The organism is Streptomyces mutabilis (assembly GCF_046628145.1).
In the GTDB taxonomy this organism is placed as follows: Bacteria; Actinomycetota; Actinomycetes; order Streptomycetales; family Streptomycetaceae; genus Streptomyces; species Streptomyces mutabilis.
In genome coordinates this window covers 3,045,905-3,064,500 of sequence record NZ_CP176874.1, presented here as the reverse complement: position 1 = coordinate 3,064,500, position 18,596 = coordinate 3,045,905, and the positions used below count along the sequence as shown (strand labels likewise).

Sequence of the window (18,596 nt, the reverse complement as noted above, 5' to 3'; positions counted from 1 at the left end):
ATGCGTGGCAGTCGTCGATGTATCCGAAGAGCTGAAGTCCCTCTCCTCGACCATGGAGTCGATCGAGGCCGTCCTGGACCTCGACAGGATGAGGGCAGACATCGCCGTGCTCGAGGAGCAGGCGGCCGCGCCGTCCCTCTGGGACGACCCGGAAGCGGCACAGAAGATCACCAGCAAGCTCTCGCACCTCCAGGCCGAGGTGCGCAAGGCCGAGGCCCTGCGCGGCCGGATCGACGATCTCGGCGTGCTCTTCGAGATGGCCGAGGAGGAGGACGACCCGGACACCCGCGCCGAGGCCGAGTCCGAGCTCACGGCCGTCAGGAAGGCGCTGGACGAGATGGAGGTCCGCACCCTCCTCTCGGGCGAGTACGACGCCCGTGAGGCGCTCGTCAACATCCGCGCCGAGGCCGGTGGCGTGGACGCCGCCGACTTCGCCGAGAAGCTCCAGCGGATGTACCTGCGCTGGGCCGAGCAGCGCGGCTACAAGACCGAGGTCTACGAGACGTCGTACGCGGAGGAGGCCGGCATCAAGTCGACCACCTTCGCCGTGCAGGCGCCGTACGCCTACGGCACCCTCTCCGTCGAGCAGGGCACGCACCGCCTGGTGCGCATCTCGCCGTTCGACAACCAGGGGCGCCGCCAGACCTCCTTCGCGGGCGTCGAGATCCTTCCCGTGGTCGAGCAGACCGACCACATCGAGATCGACGAGTCCGAGCTGCGGGTGGACGTGTACCGGTCCTCCGGCCCCGGCGGCCAGGGCGTGAACACCACCGACTCGGCGGTGCGACTCACTCACCTCCCCACCGGCATCGTCGTCTCCTGCCAGAACGAGCGCTCGCAGATCCAGAACAAGGCCACCGCCATGAACGTCCTCCAGGCCAAGCTGCTGGAGCGGCGCCGCCAGGAGGAGCAGGCCAAGATGGACGCCCTCAAGGGCGACGGCGGCAACTCCTGGGGCAACCAGATGCGTTCGTACGTCCTGCACCCGTACCAGATGGTCAAGGACCTGCGCACCGAGCACGAAGTGGGCAACCCCGAGGCCGTGTTCAACGGCGAGATCGACGGGTTCCTGGAGGCCGGTATTCGCTGGCGCAAGCAGCAGGAGAAGTAGCGCGGAGCGCGTACGGCGCTTTGTCGACAAGGCAACTGCCCCCGTCCAGGGGGCGGTTGCCTTTTTTCTGACGGTGTTGACCAGCTTTTACGTCACACTCACACCCATTGTGTCCGGCATACGTCCCTTACCTGGACATCGCGTACGCAACGGCCTTGACGTTGCTTTGAACATTCGTAAGGGTGAGGCGCGGCATGCGTATTTCTGGGGCGCATGTGAACCGGGGGACTTCAGCAGGCAGCTACCTCCCGTCGATCACGGCCCCCGAGTGCGGCCTCACTGACTAATCGGCTACTGGGGGTAGCAACTACATGACGAAGAAGACGCGGATTCGTGTCGCGCGGATAGCGGCCGGTGCGGTGATCGCCGCCGGCGCGTCGCTGACCGCCGCGGGTGCGGCTTCGGCGCTCGAGATCGGCATCGGCGCGGGCGTCGGCAGCGAGGGTGTCAACCTCGGTGTGAGCGTGCAGGGCGGCGAGGACGAGCCCGACCCGTGCGACATCGGTACCGGTCCGGAGTGCGACGGCGACACCACCACCGGTGGCACCACGGGTGACACGACGACCGGCGGTGCGTCCGGCGACACCACCACGGGTGGCACGTCCGGTGACACCACCACCGGTGGCACCACGGGTGACACGACGACCGGCGGTGCGTCCGGCGACACCACCACGGGTGGCACGTCCGGTGACACCACCACCGGTGGCACCACGGGTGACACGACGACCGGCGGTGCGTCCGGCGACACCACCACGGGTGGCACGTCCGGCGACACCACCACCGGCGGAAACACCGGCGGCAATGGCGGCAACACCGGCGGCAATGGTGGCAACTCCGGCGGCAATGGTGGTTCGACCGGAGGTGACGGCGGCACCACCGGTGGTAACGGCGGCGGTTCCACCGGCGGCAACGGCGGCGGTTCCACCGGCGGCAACGGCGGCTCCACCGGTGACACCACCGGCGGCACCACCCCCGACGGCGGCAGCAACGACAACGTCACCCAGGACGAGGGTTCCTCGGCCCTGACCGACACCGGCGAGGAGGCCCCGGCCTCCTCCGACACCGCCGCCCAGGGCAGCGGTGACGAGCTCGCCGAGACCGGCGCCGCCGAGACCACGTTCCTGCTGGTCGGCGCCGCGACGATGATCGCCGGCGGCATCGGCTTCCGCATGCTGCCGCGCCTGATGAACGGCCGCGGCGCGGCTGCCTGACGGTAGTCACCCGCGTACGCACCGCGCACGCACGCGAAGGGGCCCGGAGCGAACACCGCTCCGGGCCCCTTCTCTGTCCTGGTCGACCCTCGCCCCAGGGCCCCGGCGGGCCCTCCGCGGGCGTCAGACGGTCTGGTGGGCCAGCAAGGCCACCGCCGCGATCAGCACCGCCAGCAGCGCGATCAGCGTCGTCGGATTCAGGCCCGCGAAAAGATTCCCCTGCTGCAGCCGCTCGCGGTTCGCCCGGCACACCGGGCACCGGCCCTCGCTCACGGGCGCCGCGCAGTTCGCGCACACCAACCGGTCGTACGTCATGCGCTCGCCCTCCTTGCCACCGGCTCTGTCGGGACAACGCCCACACCGCCGTGAACGTTCCCCTATCCACTGTGCCAGGTTCCGTGGGGCCCCGCGCGCCCTCCCCTCAGAGGCGGGCAGGGACAAAACGCGCAACTGATGCGCAACCCCGACCGGTGACTGCGGTCCGCTCCCCGCTTCGCGTATGGTCACGCACATCTACCCCCGGCTACCCGTGGTGCATCCGTGATCCGATTCGACAACGTCTCCAAGGTCTACCCCAAACAGAGCCACCCAGCCCTCAGGGACGTCTCCCTGGAGGTCGAGAAGGGCGAGTTCGTCTTCCTCGTGGGGTCCTCCGGCTCCGGAAAGTCCACCTTCCTGCGGCTGATCCTCCGCGAGGAGCGGTGCAGCCACGGCCAGGTGCACGTCCTGGGCAAGGACCTCGCCCGCCTGTCCAACTGGAAGGTGCCGCAGATGCGGCGCCAGCTGGGGACGGTGTTCCAGGACTTCCGCCTGCTGCCGAACAAGACGGTCGGCGAGAACGTCGCCTTCGCGCAGGAGGTCATCGGCAAGTCCCGCGGCGAGATCCGCAAGTCCGTGCCGCAGGTGCTCGACCTCGTCGGTCTGGGCGGCAAGGAGGACCGCAGGCCCGGCGAGCTGTCCGGCGGTGAGCAGCAGCGCGTCGCCATCGCGCGTGCCTTCGTCAACCGGCCCAAGCTGCTGATCGCCGACGAGCCCACCGGCAACCTCGACCCGCAGACCTCCGTCGGCATCATGAAGCTGCTCGACCGCATCAACCGGACGGGCACCACCGTGATCATGGCGACCCACGACCAGAACATCGTGGACCAGATGCGCAAGCGCGTCATCGAGCTGGAGAAGGGCCGCCTCGTCCGCGACCAGGCACGCGGCGTCTACGGCTACCAGCACTGACGACGAGGAACGGAAAGGCTTAACGAGACGCCATGCGCGCCCAGTTCGTGCTCTCGGAGATCGGTGTCGGTCTTCGCCGCAATCTGACGATGACCTTCGCCGTCATCGTCTCCGTCGCCCTGTCCCTGGCCCTGTTCGGCGGTTCGCTGCTGATGAGCGACCAGGTCAACACCATGAAGGGCTACTGGTACGACAAGGTCAACGTCTCGGTCTTCCTCTGCAACAAGAGCGACGCCGAGTCCGACCCCAACTGCGCCAAGGGCGCGGTGACCGAGGACCAGAAGAAGCAGATCAAGTCCGACCTCGACGAGATGGCCGTCGTCGACACGGTGACGTACGAGTCGCAGGACGAGGCGTACAAGCACTACAAGGAGCAGTTCGGCGACTCGCCGCTGGCCAGCTCCCTCACGCCGGACCAGATGCAGGAGTCGTACCGGATCAAGCTCAAGGACCCGGAGAAGTACCAGGTCATCGCCACCGCCTTCGACGGCCGGGACGGCGTGCAGTCCGTGCAGGACCAGAAGGGCCTCCTGGACAACCTCTTCGAGCTCCTGAACGGCATGAACTGGGCCGCGCGCGCGGTGATGGCGCTGATGCTCGTCGTCGCGCTGATGCTGATCGTCAACACGGTGCGCGTCTCGGCGTTCAGCCGGCGCCGCGAGACCGGCATCATGCGGCTGGTCGGCGCCTCCGGCTTCTACATCCAGGCGCCGTTCATCATGGAGGCGGCCGTCGCCGGGCTCATCGGCGGCGGTGTCGCCTGCGCCTTCCTGGTGACCGCCCGGTACTTCATCATCGACCACGGACTCGCCCTGTCCGAGAAGTTGAACCTGATCAACTTCATCGGCTGGGACGCCGTACTGACGAAGCTGCCGCTCATCCTGGCCACCAGCCTGCTGATGCCCGCGTTGGCCGCGTTCTTCGCGCTGCGCAAGTATCTGAAGGTGTGACACACGCCAAGAGGGCCGCACGGGCAAGCGACCGTGCGGCCCTCTCGCCTTGTCCTAGACTCACCGGCATGTCAGGTCGTGACCTGTTCTGTCAGCCCCGCCGCCCACGCCACGGGGCCGCCCTGGCCTTGGTGTTCACGGGCGTGCTCGTCGCCGGCGCGGCGACCGGCTCGCTCCCCGGGGCCGACCGGAAAACCGCCTCGGGCACGCCCCGCCCGGCCGCTCCCGCCGAACGGCACGAGGAGGTCGCCCGCGCGGCGGCCGAGGCGATGGCCGACGGCAAGTCCCCCGTGGAGGCCGCCGAACGCGCCGTCAGCCGCAGCGGGGACCGCTGGGGCGCCGTCTACTCCAGCGGCGAGTACGCGGAGTTGGAGGACGCCCTCGACGGCCGCTACACCGGCGTCGGGCTCTCCGCCCGCCGCGAGCGCGACGGCCGCATCGAGGTCACCGAGGTGAGGTCCGACTCGCCGGCCGCCGAGGCCGGCATCCGCGAGGGCGACCGGCTGCGCACCGTCGACGGCGAACGGGTCGACGGGCGTCCCGTCACCGAGGTCGTCTCCATACTGCGCGGCGACGCCGAGGACGACCCCGCCGGCACCGCCGTCCGGCTGGGCCTGGAACGCGGCACGCGCGCGTGGACCGAGACCCTGCGGCGGGCCCGGCTGTCGACCGAACCCGTGACGGTGCGCACGCTCGCCGACGGCCTCACCGTCGTCCGGGTCACCTCCTTCACCAAGGGCGTCGGCGAGCAGGTGCGCTCCGAAGTGGAGCGGCTGCCGTCCGGGGCCGGTGTCGTCCTCGACCTGCGCGGCAACTCCGGCGGCCTGGTCGGCGAGGCCGTGACCGCCGCCTCCGCCTTCCTGGACGGCGGCCTGGTCACCACGTACGACGTCGACGGCGACCAGCGGGCGCTGCACGCCGAAGCGGGCGGCGACACCACCAGACCCCTGGTCGCGCTCGTCGACGGCGGCACGATGAGCGCGGCCGAACTCCTCACCGGGGCCCTCCAGGACCGCGGACGGGCGGTCGTCCTGGGCTCGCGCACCTTCGGCAAGGGCTCCGTGCAGATGCCGAGCCGGCTGCCCGGCGGCTCGGTGGCCGAGCTGACCGTCGGGCACTACCGCACCCCCCTGGGCCGCGACGTCGACGGTACGGGCATCACGCCCGACCTGGAGGTCGACCCGGCGGACCCGGCCGCCCTGGAGCGGGCGCGGACCGTTCTGAGCGGTCTGGGACCGACCGCGTAAATCGGCTTTCCGCGGCCCCCCTCCGTAGTGCCAAAATGGACCGCACTATGGCTAAGGAAAAAGGGCGCAAGCTGATCGCGCAGAACAAGAAGGCGCGGCACGACTACCAGATCCTCGACACCTACGAGGCCGGTCTGGTCCTGTCGGGGACCGAGGTGAAGTCACTGCGCCAGGGGCGGGCATCGCTGGTCGACGGCTTCGTGCAGCTGGACGGACACGAAGCCTGGCTGCACAACGTGCACGTGCCGGAGTACAGCCAGGGCACCTGGACCAACCACAGCGCCCGCCGCAAGCGGAAGCTGCTGCTGCACCGAGTGGAGATCGACAAGCTGGAGGCCAAGTCCCAGGAGACGGGCCACACGATCGTGCCGCTCGCGCTGTACTTCAAGGACGGCCGGGCCAAGGTCGAGATCGCGCTGGCACGCGGCAAGAAGGAGTACGACAAGCGGCAGACCCTGCGGGAGAAGCAGGACCGGCGCGAGGCGGAGCGGACGATCTCGGCGATCCGGCGCAAGCAGCGGGCCTGAGCCCCTGGGAATAGGCTGGCACCCGCGTGCGTTGGTCACGTACGATGGCATCTGCACCCCACAGAGGGTGCGCGCCCCCTCCTCGGAGGGTTTGAAAAATCAACATGGGGATGATCGGTTTCGACAGCGGCTGTCGAAGCAGGGGAAGCGTGTCGAGGAAGCGGCCATGATCTCGTAAACCACAGGCCGAAAAAAATAATCGCCAACACCAAGCGCGATTCCTCCCAGCAGGCCTTCGCCCTCGCTGCCTGATCTCAGGTAGCAGAGCGAGCCTCCTACTAAAGGGAGTGTCAGCCCGGGGCTGTTCCCGACCCGGATCCTGGCATCAGCTAGGGGACTAAACCTTGATCCCGGTCACGGGGTGAAGAGGGAAACCAAACAGTGACTGAGCCCGTCGGAGACTTGTCCGCGTGATCTCCGGGGCCGAGAAAATCGAAGCGGACTGCACACGGAGAAGCCCTGGTTCCGCACCGTTGGACGCGGGTTCGATTCCCGCCATCTCCACGAGGTCGAGGGCGACACGTGCCCGCGTGAAAGCGCGAGCCGTGTCGCCCTCGTCGTCTCTTTGCGCGGCGAAGCCGCGCGAGGCGGGGGCTTCGCCACCCGCACCCCCTCCTCGGGCCCCCTGGGTCACCGGCGACGAGCCGGTGACCCAGGGGGTTTCTACGTGTCCGTGGTCCGCCGGGGCACCGGCAGCAGCGCCAGCAGCAGGGCCGTCGCCGCCGCCGTGACCGGTATGACGTACGCGGCCGTGGGGGAGGCGTGCTCGACCAGCCAGCCGCCCGTCGCGCTGCCGCAGGCGATGCCGCCGAGCAGGCCCGTCACCGCCAGGGTCATGCCCTCGTTCAGGCGGCCCGGAGGGGTGCGGTGCTGGACCAGCGTCATGGTGGTGACCATCGTCGGCGCCGTGGCCATCCCGGCGAGCAGCAGCGTGAGGGCCAGCAGCGGCAGGGAGCCGGTGAGGGACGCCGCGAGCAGGGGCAGCGTGAGCAGGGCCGTCATCGCGGCCACGCACCACGGCAGGCGGCGCTCGGCGGGCCCGGCCGGCTTCAGCGCGCCGTACAGCAGGCCCGCCGCGCAGGAACCGGCCGCCTGCAGTGCGAGGACCACACCGGCCGCCGCGCGGTGGCCCTGTGCGTCCGCGAACGCGATCGTCACCACCTCCATCGCCCCGAAGACCCCGCCCGTCGCCAGGCACACGGCCAGCAGCGGTGGAATGCCCGGCACCCGGAAGGGGGCCTTCGCCGTCGGGCGCGGCCGGGCCGGCGGCTCGGTGGAGCGCTGGGCGGCGAACAGCAGCATGCCGCTCACCAGCAGCACCACGCCCACGAGCGTGCCCGCCTCCGGGAACAGCGCCGTGCACAGGAACGCCGCAAGCACCGGCCCGAGCATGAAGCACAGCTCGTCGGTTGCCTGCTCGAAGGAGTTCGCGGTGTGCAGGGCGTCCGGGTCGCCCTTCAGCAGGTGGGCCCAGCGGGCGCGGGCCATGCCGCCGGTGTTGGGCGTCGTCGCGGTGGCGGCGTACGCGGCGAACAGGGTCCAGGAGGGGGCGCCGTACCGGACGCACAGCACCAGGGCCAGCGAGCCCAGGGCCGCGAGCAGCGTGGCGGGCACCGCCACCCGCGCCTGGCCGTGCCGGTCCACGAGCCGCGCGATCCACGGGGCGACGAGCGCGGTCGCCGCCAGCCCCGTCGCGGTGACCGCGCCGGCGAGGGCGTAGGAACCGCGCGTACCGGCGATCATCACGACCGCGCTCACGCTGAACATGCCCATGGGCATCCGTGCCATGAGATTTCCGGTCGTGAATCCTCGGGCGCCGGGTGTGGTCAGGAGCCGCCGGTACGGGCCGGGCGGCCGGTCCCGGGTGCGGGGGCGGAAGTCGGCGGCGACCAGGGCGTCACCGGTGACGATGAGGAGGGGGGACTGCGGGGACGGGCGTGCGGGAGTCGATTGCGGCATGGACTCACCGTCGCCCCGCGACGATCACCGGGTCCAACACCTTCTCCGTACCCATTGACGCACTCCCGTTGTAAATTCGCCGGATGCCCGCACCCGACCACCTCGACCCCCGCCTCCTGCGCGCGTTCACCACCGTCGCCGAGGAGCTGCACTTCACCCGCGCCGCCGCCCGGCTGTACGTCGCCCAGCAGGCGCTCAGCAGGGACGTACGGCGCCTGGAGCGGGAGTTGGGCGCCGAGCTGTTCGTCCGCACCACCCGGCAGGTGACCCTGACGGCCGACGGCGAGCGGCTGCTGCCGTACGCCCGCCGCGTCCTCCAGGCGCAGGACGACCTCCTGGCCGCCTTCGGGCAGGCCCGGCCCCTGCTGGTCGACCTCAACTCCCCGGGCCTGGTCACCGGCCGCCTGGTCCTGGAACGGGCCCGTGAACTGGCGCCCGGTCAGGAGCTGATGGCCCGATACGAGAGCGGACTGACGTACGCCGCGGGAGAACTGCTCGCCGGCCGCATCGACGCCTCCTTCGGCCGTTTCGCGGGCCTGGACCCGGCGCTGCGGACCGGACTCGCCCACCAGCCCGTCCGCTACGAGCCGATGGCGGTCGTCCTGCCGGAGAGCCACCCGCTGGCCCCGCTGCCCGAGGTGCCGCTGGCCGCTCTCGCCGGTGAGACCGTGTACGCCGGTGCCGGGAACTCGCGGACGCCGGAGTGGACCGACCTCGCGCACCGCCTGTTCGAGTCGCGCGGCATCGACGTGGCGCCACCCGTGCCCCTGGCCGTCGGGGAGGAGGAGTTCCAGCGGATCATGGGCAAGGCGGGCAATCCGGTCCTCGCCGTGGTGAGCTTTCCGGCCATGGCGTCGACGGTGGTGCGCCCGCTCGTCGAACCGGTGCCACTGTCGCCGGTCTCACTTGTCTGGCGAAAGGGGCTGGTGCACCCCGCGTTCGACGCGCTGCGCCGGGCGGTGTCCCAGGTCGCGGCCGAGAACGGCTGGCTCCGCAGGCCCGCGGGAGGATGGATTCCGGCCGCCGACGCCGCTGTGATGTCCGTTCGTAACTGACACGCGGCAACCACACGTCCTCCGCGTGCGCTACATTCTTGGCCTGAGCACGGTGTGGTACAGGGGGCGCTCGAATCTGGTGGGGGCCGGTTCGATCGACGGGTGCTCGGAGTCGAATGCGCACCCGGAACCGTCCCGTGGGGGAAGTGCGTGCGCGTGGAGAAATGGCAGAAAGACGCCCAACCGGAGGGGACCGAGACTGTGTCCGGGATGCGTGATGTCCCGGAGGCGGGACAGGAAGCCGACGCCACCGCGGTGCTTCCGGCGGCCCACCCCTTCCAGGTGACCGATGAGGCTCCGACGACCGGAACGGCATCCGCCGGGTCCGGCGCGGGATGGTTCGGGAACGCCGATGGCGCCGCGCGTCGGGACGCGGGTGCCCCGGGAGCGGAATCCCGCCGCCTGGGCGAGGGCCCCACGCGGGCGAACACGCCGGGGACCGCCGAACGGCCGTCGCCGGACGCCATCGAGACGCGCCTCCTCGCCTCCCGCGGGAGCGCCGACGCGGACCGGACCGAGGTCCTCGGCGGCCGAATAGGCCAGGACCGCATGGGCCGGGAGGGCATACCCCGGGACCGCACAGATCCGGACGGCATAGCCCACGACGGCATAGCCCAGGACCGCACAGGCCAGGGCCGTATGGACCGAGACGGTACGCAGGGGTGGCGTGACCCGGCGGTCCGGGGACGGATCACCTGGGGTGCGAACCAGTCCGGACCCTTCCAGGGCGGGGCGAAGCCGAACCGTGCGAACCCGTCCCCGACGACTCCGTCCAGGACGAACCACAACGGGACGCCCCCGTCCCCGACCGACCCGATCGAGACCGACCCGGCCGGCGCGAACCCGGGCGGGGTGGGTCCCGCTCGGAGGACGCCGGGCGCCGCGACACCGGTCGCGAACCAGCCGAACGGCATGAACCCCGGTGGTGCCGACCCCGACGGCGCACACCCGACCGGCCCCGCCCGGCGTACCACCGCCCCGGACGCCGGCAGGACCGAGGTCCTGCCCCCGGTCGCCCCGGCGACGCCCCCGGTGTCCCCGGCCCGCGCGTTCCCGGCCACCGCGTCCGGCCCGGCGACCACCGCCCCGGACGCCGGCAGGACCGAGGTCCTGCCCCCGGTCACCCCGGCGACGCCCCCGGTGTCCCCGACCCGCGCGTTCCCGACCACCGCGTCCGGCCCGGCGACCGCCGCCCTCCGCGACCCGTGGCAGGACGCCCCGGACGCCGATGCCGACGCCGCAGCCACCGCCGACCACACGCACGACCCGCACGAGGTGACGGTCCAGCTCGACGCCGTCCAGCTCGGCGACGGAGTGCTCCGCCGGGCCGACGGCCCGCAGCCCGGCAAGAAGGGCCCCGAGGGCTCCGACGGGCCGGTCTTCGTCGACGCGTCCGGCCGCCGCAGCCGTCTCTACCGCCGCCTCGGCATAGCCGTCGGCGTCGCCTGCGCGATCTACGCCGTCGTCATCGTCTCCACGCTGCTGTCCGGCAACTCCAACGCGCCCTGGCTCCCCGTGGACGGCCAGCAGGAGGGCAAGCCGGCCGGCCAGGTCGACACCACCCCGCTGCCCTCCCGGTCGGCCCAGCCCTCCGGCACCGGCAGTGCCGCCCCGCGGACCAGCCCCTCGGCCGTCGCCGGCGTGAGCACCGCACCGGGCGCCGACGCCCCCGCGCCCGGCGCCTCCGGCAGCGCGCGGCAGCCCGGCACCAGCACCGACCCCGAGCCTTCCGGGACCTCGGGCGGCACCGAGCCGGGCGGCGGCGGTGGCACGACCGCCCCGGACCCGACGCAGTCGACCCAGGAACCGCCCCCCGCCTCCACCGACCCGTCGCCCCCGGCGGGTGGCGGCGAACCCACGGTCGAGCCGACCGGCCCCACGGTCGACCCCACCACCGGCACCGACCCCGGCGGCGACACGATCGCCAACGGCGCGAGCGGCCCCCGCTCCGCACCCCTCTCCGCCGCCGGAGCCGCCGGTTCCGCGGGCGGGTCCACAGTCGTCGCCGGACCGGCCGCTTCGGACACCACCCGCACGTCCCCTCACCTGTCCCCGGAGAACACCCTCTGATGGCACTCCGCACCCGCCGTCACGGAACCGCGCGCAACGCCCGTGACGGCTCCCGGCGCCGCCGCCTGCCCCTGCGCCTGCTGCTCCCGCTGCTGGTCCTGGTGGCCCTGGCCGCGATGCTCATGCTGCGCGGATACGTGCACAGCGAGATCCTCGCCGACCACCGCGTCCAGCCGCCCGCCGCCACCGACCAGGTGCCGGAGAAGATCCTCGAGGGCGGCCCGGTCATCGACGCCCGCGGCGGCCGCACCGAGAGCCTGAGCGTGCCGGACCACCGTCTGGTCCTCACCTTCGACGACGGCCCGGACCCGACCTGGACACCCAGGGTGCTGGACGTGCTGAAGAAGCACGACGCGCACGCGGTCTTCTTCGTCACCGGCACCATGGCCTCCCGCTACCCGGACCTGGTCGAGCGCATGGTCGACGAGGGCCACGAGGTCGGCCTGCACACCTTCAACCACCCCGACCTCTCCTTCCAGTCCAAGAAGCGCATCGACTGGGAGCTGTCGCAGAACCAGCTGGCGATCACCGGCGCGGCCGGCATCCGCACCTCGCTCTTCCGCCCGCCGTACTCCTCCTTCGCCGACGCCATGGACAACAAGTCCTGGCCGGTCACCGAGTACATAGGCAGCCGCGGCTACATCACCGTCGTCAACAACACCGACAGCGAGGACTGGCAGCGGCCCGGCGTCGAAGAGATCATCCGCCGCGCCACGCCCAAGGGCGGCGAGGGCGCCATCGTCCTCATGCACGACTCGGGCGGCGACCGCAGCCAGACGGTCGCGGCGCTGGACAAGTTCCTGCCCGACCTGCAGGAGAAGGGCTACGAGTTCGACAACCTCACCGAGGCCCTGGACGCGCCCAGCGCGATGACCCCGGTGACCGGCGCCGAACTCTGGAAGGGCAAGGCCTGGATCTTCCTCGTCCAGGCATCCGAGAAGATCACCGACGGCCTGGTGGTCGGCCTCGCGGTCATCGGCACGCTGGTCATCGGGCGTTTCGTGCTGATGCTGCTGCTCTCCGGCGTCCACGCCCGCCGGGTCCGCCGCAAGGGCTTCCGCTGGGGCCCGCCGGTCACCGAACCGGTGACGGTGCTGGTCCCGGCGTACAACGAGGCCAAGTGCATCGAGAACACCGTCCGTTCGCTGATGGCCAGTGACCACCCGATCGAGGTCATCGTCATCGACGACGGCTCCAGCGACGGCACCGCCCGCATCGTCGAGGCGATGGGCCTGCCGGGCGTCCGGGTGATCCGCCAGCTCAACGCGGGCAAGCCGGCCGCCCTCAACCGGGGCCTGGCGAACGCCCGTCACGACATCGTCGTCATGATGGACGGCGACACGGTCTTCGAACCGTCCACCGTCCGCGAACTCGTCCAGCCCTTCGGCGACCCGAAGGTCGGCGCGGTGGCCGGCAACGCCAAGGTCGGCAACAAGGACAGCCTCATCGGCGCCTGGCAGCACATCGAGTACGTGATGGGCTTCAACCTGGACCGCCGGATGTACGACGTGCTGCGCTGCATGCCGACCATCCCCGGCGCCGTGGGCGCCTTCCGCCGCTCCGCCCTCGAACCCATCGGCGGCATGAGCGACGACACCCTCGCCGAGGACACCGACGTCACGATGGCGCTGCACCGCGCCGGCTGGCGCGTGGTCTACGCCGAGAACGCCCGCGCCTGGACCGAGGCCCCGGAGACCGTCCAGCAGCTGTGGTCCCAGCGCTACCGCTGGTCGTACGGCACCATGCAGGCCATCTGGAAGCACCGCCGCGCGGTGATCGAGAAGGGCCCCTCGGGCCGCTTCGGCCGCGTGGGCCTGCCCTTCGTCTCCCTGTTCATGGTCCTGGCCCCGCTGCTCGCGCCGCTGATCGACGTCTTCCTGCTCTACGGCATCGTCTTCGGCCCGACCGAGAAGACGATCGTGGCGTGGCTGGGCGTCCTGGCCATCCAGGCCGTCTGCGCGGCGTACGCCTTCCGCCTCGACCGCGAACGCATGACCCACCTGATCTCGCTGCCGCTGCAGCAGATCCTGTACCGCCAGCTCATGTACGTCGTGCTGCTCCAGTCCTGGATCACCGCGCTCACCGGCGGCCGCCTGCGCTGGCAGAAGCTCCGGCGCACCGGTGCCGTCGGCGCGCCCGGCGGCTCCGTGCCGCGGCAGCGCTCGCAGAGCAGCGATGATCGGAGGCCCGTGGCATGACCCACGGATACACGACCGGATCGACCGGATCGACCGGATCGACCGGATCGACCGGTTCTACCGGTCCGGCTGGTTCGACCGGTACGGGCCCTGGCTCGGACCCGTACGGGGTGCCGTACGGCGCGACCCGTGCCCAGGGCCCCGACGCGGCCGCGGGGACGCCGTACGCCGTCCCGCAGCAGCGCACGACGGAGCCCGCACCCGACACGGCGCCCCCGCCCGCCCCCGCCCCCGCCGCCGGGAAGCCGGGCCGCGACCGGTACCTGGACCTGCTGCGTTCCATCGCCCTGGTCCGCGTCGTCGTGTACCACCTGTTCGGCTGGGCCTGGCTTTCGGTGGTCTTCCCGTCGATGGGCGTGATGTTCGCGCTGGCGGGCTCACTGATGGCCCGGTCGCTGAAGCGTCCGGCGCTGAGCGTGATCCGCGGACGCGTGCGCCGGCTGCTGCCGCCCATGTGGGCGTTCGCCGCGGTCGTGCTGGCGATGATGTTCGTCAACGGCTGGAACCCGACCGACGACCCGGACCACGGCGACACCTGGGGCCTGATCGGGCTGTTCAACTACATCGTCCCGATCGGCGCCCCGCCCTACCCCTGGCACGTCGGCTCCCCGTCCGGCCTGCTGGAGGACACCTGGGCGGTGCAGGCCGCTGGGCCGCTGTGGTACCTGCGCGCGTACCTCTGGTTCGTCCTCGCCTCGCCGCTGCTGCTGTGGCTGTTCCGCAAGGCACCGTGGCCGACGCTGCTCGCGCCGCTGGGCCTGACGGCGATCGTCGGCACCGGCCTGGTGAAGATCCCCGGCGAGACCGGCAACGCGGTCACCGACTTCGCGGTCTACGGCGGCTGCTGGGTCCTGGGCTTCGCCCACCACGAGGGCCTGCTGAAGCAGATCCCGCGGTACGTCTCCGTGTCCTGCGCGTCGCTGGTGATGGCCTTCGGGCTGTGGTGGGCCTCGAACCACCTGGGCCCCGACGGCTGGGACCTCAACGACATCCCGCTGGCCCAGGCCACCTGGTCCTTCGGCTTCGTCGTGATCCTGCTCCAGTACTCCCCGTCGTGGCGGGAACTCCCGGGCCGGCTGGCCAAGTGGGACAAGCTGGTGACCCTCTCCAACAACCGCGCGGTCACCATCTACCTGTGGCACAACCTGCTGATCATGGCGACGGTCCCGATCATCGACCTCGCCTACCGGCTCCCCTTCATGCAGAGCGAACGCGCGGTCGGCGCCCTCGACGGCGCGTACACGATCTGGATGTTCGCCCTGGTCTGGCCGCTCATCGGCCTGATGGTCCTCGCGGTGGGCTGGGTCGAGGACCTGGCGGCGAAGCGGAAGCCGCGGCTGTGGCCGAACGGCACGAAGCGCTCCACCGGCGGACGGCCCGGAACGAGGGCGGCGCACAGGGGCTGACGCCCGCCCGGACCTCTCACCCGGCTCCCGCGCCGGGTGAGAGCAACGTTCCCTTCCGGTCATCCGCAGCCCCACCGGCCCGAAACGCGTCCTCCCTACCTTCGCGGCAATGGAGCTGTGGAGCACCGTGGAGGCGTCATGACAGTCCCTGGCCGCCGCTGGATCCAGCACTGGGATCCGGAGGACGAGACCTTCTGGAAGGAGACGGGGGAGCGGGTCGCCCGGCGGAACCTGTTCTTCTCCGTCCTCTCCGAGCACATCGGGTTCTCGGTCTGGACCCTGTGGTCGGTGCTGGTGCTCTTCATGGGCCCGGAGTACGGGCTGACACCGGCCGACAAGTTCCTGCTGACGTCCGTGGTGACGCTCGTCGGGGCCGTCGTGCGGGTGCCCTACACCTTCGCCGTCGCCGTCTTCGGCGGGCGGAACTGGACGATCATCTCCGCCGGGCTGCTGCTCGTACCGACCGTCGCCGCCTTCGCGGTCATGGAGCCGGGGACGTCCTTCTCGACGTTCCTCCTGGTCGGGCTGCTGGCCGGCATCGGCGGGGGCAACTTCGCGTCCTCCATGACCAACATCAACGCCTTCTTCCCGCTCCGGAAGAAGGGCTGGGCGCTCGGTCTCAACGCGGGCGGCGGGAACATCGGCGTGCCGGTGATCCAGCTGACCGCCCTCGCGATCATCGGGGCGGGCGGCGGGCCCCGGGTGCTGCTCGGCATCTACATCCCGCTGATCCTGGTGGCCGCCGTCCTCGCCGCCCGCTTCATGGACAACCTCGCCTCCGTGAAGAACGACACCGGGGCCGCCAAGGACGCCGCCAGGGACGGCCACACCTGGATCATGGCCGTGCTGTACATCGGCACCTTCGGGTCGTTCATCGGCTACAGCTTCGCCTTCGGGCAGGTGCTGACGACCCAGTTCGGGCGGACCCCGCTCCAGGCGGCGTACCTGACCTTCATCGGTCCGCTGCTCGGCTCCCTGATCCGGCCGCTGGGCGGCAGGCTCGCCGACCGGTACGGCGGCGCGCGGATCACCCTGTGGAACTTCGTCGCCATGGCCGCCGCCACCGCCGTGCTCGTCGCCGCCAGCATGGCGAAGTCGCTCGCGCTGTTCGTCGCCGTGTTCGTGGCGCTGTTCGTGCTCAGCGGGCTCGGCAACGGCTCGACGTTCAAGATGATCCCCGGCATCTTCCAGAACAAGGCCCTGGCCAGGGGGCTGACGGGGGAGGAGGCCGTGGCGTACGGGCGGCGGCTCTCCGGTGCCTCCATGGGGCTGATCGGCGCGGTCGGCGCGCTCGGCGGCGTCGCCATCAACCTCGCCTTCCGGCAGTCCTTCCTCTCCGTCGGCTCCGGCACCGGCGCCTTCGTCGCGTTCCTCGCCTACTACGCCGTCTGCTTCGCCGTCACATGGGCGGTATACCTTCGCCGCCCGGCCGTGCGGACGCCGGACGGCCCGGCGGACACGGCCGAGGCGAAGAGCCGGCTCAGCTACGCCGAGGTGTGACGTAACACTGGTGACATGAAGCGGAACCGAGCCCGTCACGCGCCGTTGACAGGCTCGTCGCCGTGCAGTCAGTACGACGACCGGGACGATCGGGACGAGAATGATGGACGACGAACAGCAGCGACCCGAGCACGGCCCCCTCGCCGGTTTCACCGTGGGCGTGACCGCCGCCCGCCGGGCCGACGAACTGGGCGCGCTGCTCCAGCGGCGCGGCGCCGCCGTCCTGCACGCACCCGCGATCAGGATCGTGCCGCTCGCCGACGACAGCGAGCTGCTGGCCGCGACCAAGCAGCTCATCGACCAGGCACCGGACGTCGTCGTGGCCACCACCGCCATCGGGTTCCGCGGGTGGGTGGAGGCCGCCGACGGCTGGGGGCTCGGCGACGCCCTGCTGGAGCGCCTGCGTGCCGTGGAACTGCTCGCGCGCGGGCCCAAGGTCAAGGGCGCGGTCCGGGCCGCCGGACTGACGGAGGAGTGGTCGCCGGCGTCCGAGTCCATGGCCGAGGTGCTGGACCGGCTCCTGGAGCAGGGCGTCGACGGCCGCCGGATCGCCGTACAGCTGCACGGTGAGCCGCTGCCGGGGTTCGTGGAGTCGCTGAAGGCGGGCGGCGCCGAGGTCGTGGGCGTGCCCGTCTACCGGTGGCTGCCGCCGGAGGACCTCGGCCCCGTGGACCGGTTGCTGGACGCCGCCGTCTCCCGGGGCGTGGACGCCGTGACCTTCACCAGCGCGCCCGCGGCCGCGTCCCTCCTCTCCCGCGCCGAGGAGCGCGGTCTGCTGCCCGAACTGCTCGCCGCGTTCGGCCACGACGTGCTGCCGGCCTGCGTCGGTCCGGTGACCGCGGTGCCGCTCCAGGGGCACGGCGTCGACACCGTCCAGCCCGAACGCTTCCGGCTCGGCCCCCTCGTCCAGCTCCTGTGCCGGGAACTCCCGGGGCGCGCCCGCGCGTTGCCGGTCGCCGGGCACCGGCTGGAGGTCCGCGGCCACGCGGTCCTCGTCGACGGGGAGCTCAGGACCGTGCCGCCCGCCGGCATGTCCCTGCTGCGGGCCCTGTCCCGCCGGCCCGGCTGGGTCGTCCCCCGCGCGGAACTCCTGCGCGCCCTGCCGGGCACCGGCCGCGACGAACACGCCGTCGAGACGGCGATGGCCCGCCTGCGCACGTCCCTCGGCGCTCCCAAGCTGATCCAGACGGTGGTGAAACGCGGCTACCGCCTCGCCCTGGACCCCGCGACCGACGCCAAGTACACGGACGGGTGAGGGCGGCGGGCCCGGTCCTCGTGAGCGGGCAACCGGTCAGGGGCGGTACGAGGGGTTCCGGCGGCGGGAACGGGCAGGCACTGTAGAGGGAGCGGTTCCCCTGCTCCCCTCTCCGGCCCGCCCCACCGGGCACCCCAAGGCGGTGACAGGAACATGGCACTGGGCACGGCCACCGGCCCGTACGAGCTGCGGTTCGACACCGGGCGGATCTGCCTCGACCTCCTCGCCACCACCCACCCCGTGGAACGCCTCGTCTCCGTCGCGGCGCTGGGCGCCTGGATCACCGGGTCCGGACTCGTCCCGCCCGGCACGCCGCTGACCCACGCCGACGCCTCCTGGCTCGCCCGCTTCCGTGAACTGCGCTGTCAGACCGCCCGACTGGTCCGTGCCCGGCCGGGCCCCGGCGCCGTCCCGTACGACCACGCGCTCACCCGCGTCAACGCCCTGGCCGTCTCCGCGCCCCCGGCGCCGCGCGCGGTGCGCGGCGAGGACGGGGCGCTGGTGAGGGAGTTGACCGGTCCGCCGGAGTGCGCGGCACTGCTCGGCGCCCTCGCCCGGGACGCCGTGGAACTGCTCACCGACCCCGTCGCACGGGCGAGCCTGAGGCAGTGCGAGGGCGACAACTGCCCCATCGTGTACGTCGACACGTCCCGCGGCCGCCGCCGGCGCTGGTGCTCCAGCGAGGTCTGCGGGAACCGCGAACGCGTCGCCCGGCACCGCAGGCGCGCCGCCCTCGCCCGGTAAGTCCGGCTGCGTCCCGATCGGTACCGTCCTCCCGAGAAAACTGTCATCTCGCTTTGAACACCCCGCACTCCGCGCCCGTACCGGATGGGCGAGCGACCGACTGGGGGAACCCCCGGACATCGGAGGTGGGCGT

The 18,596-nt window shown here is 71.7% G+C and carries 15 protein-coding genes and 1 other RNA gene; 14 read left to right on the top strand and 2 right to left on the bottom strand.

The genetic code is table 11. The features are described 5' to 3' along the window. Positions 1–4: 4 nt before the first annotated feature. Complete coding sequence (gene prfB, locus ACLIN4_RS13645) at positions 5–1,111, top strand: peptide chain release factor 2 (RefSeq protein ID WP_100049684.1); 1,107 nt, start codon at positions 5–7, stop codon at positions 1,109–1,111. Between the two features lie 311 nt (positions 1,112–1,422). Further along, positions 1,423–2,322 carry a hypothetical protein gene (locus tag ACLIN4_RS13640; RefSeq protein ID WP_307652735.1) on the top strand — a complete coding sequence of 300 codons (900 nt, stop codon included), beginning with the start codon at positions 1,423–1,425 and terminating at the stop codon, positions 2,320–2,322. Positions 2,323–2,445: 123 nt separating this feature from the next. Here the strand turns inward: ACLIN4_RS13640 and ACLIN4_RS13635 are convergent, their stop codons facing one another. After that, positions 2,446–2,637 carry a hypothetical protein gene (locus tag ACLIN4_RS13635; protein WP_100049777.1) on the bottom strand — a complete coding sequence of 64 codons (192 nt, stop codon included), beginning with the start codon at positions 2,635–2,637 and terminating at the stop codon, positions 2,446–2,448. Positions 2,638–2,862: 225 nt separating this feature from the next. On the opposite strand from ACLIN4_RS13635, the gene ftsE reads away from it, so the two are divergent. The 5 genes from ftsE to ssrA all read left to right on the top strand — a co-directional run bounded on the left by ftsE (position 2,863) and on the right by ssrA (position 6,783). Further along, complete coding sequence (gene ftsE, locus ACLIN4_RS13630; protein WP_043372426.1) at positions 2,863–3,552, top strand: cell division ATP-binding protein FtsE; 690 nt, start codon at positions 2,863–2,865, stop codon at positions 3,550–3,552. 32 nt (positions 3,553–3,584) lie between these two features. Continuing rightward, positions 3,585–4,502, top strand: coding sequence for a permease-like cell division protein FtsX (gene ftsX / locus ACLIN4_RS13625; protein ID WP_043372428.1), 918 nt, complete (start codon positions 3,585–3,587; stop codon positions 4,500–4,502). 68 nt (positions 4,503–4,570) lie between these two features. Continuing rightward, on the top strand, positions 4,571–5,749 hold the full coding sequence (locus ACLIN4_RS13620) for a S41 family peptidase (RefSeq protein ID WP_289903034.1): 1,179 nt from the start codon (positions 4,571–4,573) through the stop codon (positions 5,747–5,749). A 47-nt stretch (positions 5,750–5,796) separates the two neighbouring features. Further along, the gene (gene smpB, locus ACLIN4_RS13615) at positions 5,797–6,276 is read left to right on the top strand and encodes an SsrA-binding protein SmpB (protein WP_043372430.1); all 480 of its coding nucleotides are present in this window, start codon (positions 5,797–5,799) and stop codon (positions 6,274–6,276) included. Between the two features lie 106 nt (positions 6,277–6,382). After that, positions 6,383–6,783: a transfer-messenger RNA gene (gene ssrA / locus ACLIN4_RS13610) on the top strand. 156 nt (positions 6,784–6,939) lie between these two features. Here ssrA and ACLIN4_RS13605 read toward each other — a convergent pair. Continuing rightward, positions 6,940–8,235 (bottom strand): MFS transporter, encoded by a 1,296-nt coding sequence (locus tag ACLIN4_RS13605; RefSeq protein WP_411575819.1) that lies wholly within the window; start codon positions 8,233–8,235, stop codon positions 6,940–6,942. Between the two features lie 83 nt (positions 8,236–8,318). Here ACLIN4_RS13605 and ACLIN4_RS13600 point away from each other — a divergent pair, with 83 nt between their 5' ends. The 7 genes from ACLIN4_RS13600 to ACLIN4_RS13570 all read left to right on the top strand — a co-directional run bounded on the left by ACLIN4_RS13600 (position 8,319) and on the right by ACLIN4_RS13570 (position 18,463). Then, complete coding sequence (locus tag ACLIN4_RS13600; protein ID WP_107479938.1) at positions 8,319–9,290, top strand: LysR family transcriptional regulator; 972 nt, start codon at positions 8,319–8,321, stop codon at positions 9,288–9,290. A 210-nt stretch (positions 9,291–9,500) separates the two neighbouring features. Next, on the top strand, positions 9,501–11,360 hold the full coding sequence (locus ACLIN4_RS13595; protein WP_411575818.1) for a hypothetical protein: 1,860 nt from the start codon (positions 9,501–9,503) through the stop codon (positions 11,358–11,360). Continuing rightward, on the top strand, positions 11,360–13,558 hold the full coding sequence (locus tag ACLIN4_RS13590) for a glycosyltransferase (RefSeq protein WP_411575817.1): 2,199 nt from the start codon (positions 11,360–11,362) through the stop codon (positions 13,556–13,558). The genes ACLIN4_RS13595 and ACLIN4_RS13590 overlap by 1 nt, the downstream gene beginning before the upstream one ends. Beyond that, positions 13,555–14,964, top strand: a complete 1,410-nt coding sequence (locus ACLIN4_RS13585) for an acyltransferase family protein (RefSeq protein ID WP_411575816.1) — start codon at positions 13,555–13,557, stop codon at positions 14,962–14,964. Before ACLIN4_RS13590 ends, ACLIN4_RS13585 begins: the two co-directional genes overlap by 4 nt. A gap of 138 nt (positions 14,965–15,102) precedes the next feature. Further along, complete coding sequence (locus ACLIN4_RS13580) at positions 15,103–16,464, top strand: nitrate/nitrite transporter (RefSeq protein WP_289903039.1); 1,362 nt, start codon at positions 15,103–15,105, stop codon at positions 16,462–16,464. Between the two features lie 103 nt (positions 16,465–16,567). Continuing rightward, a complete protein-coding gene (locus ACLIN4_RS13575) occupies positions 16,568–17,719 on the top strand; it encodes a uroporphyrinogen-III synthase (protein WP_307653581.1) in 1,152 nt (383 codons plus the stop codon). 153 nt (positions 17,720–17,872) lie between these two features. Then, positions 17,873–18,463 (top strand): CGNR zinc finger domain-containing protein, encoded by a 591-nt coding sequence (locus ACLIN4_RS13570; RefSeq protein WP_289903040.1) that lies wholly within the window; start codon positions 17,873–17,875, stop codon positions 18,461–18,463. Positions 18,464–18,596: the final 133 nt, after the last annotated feature.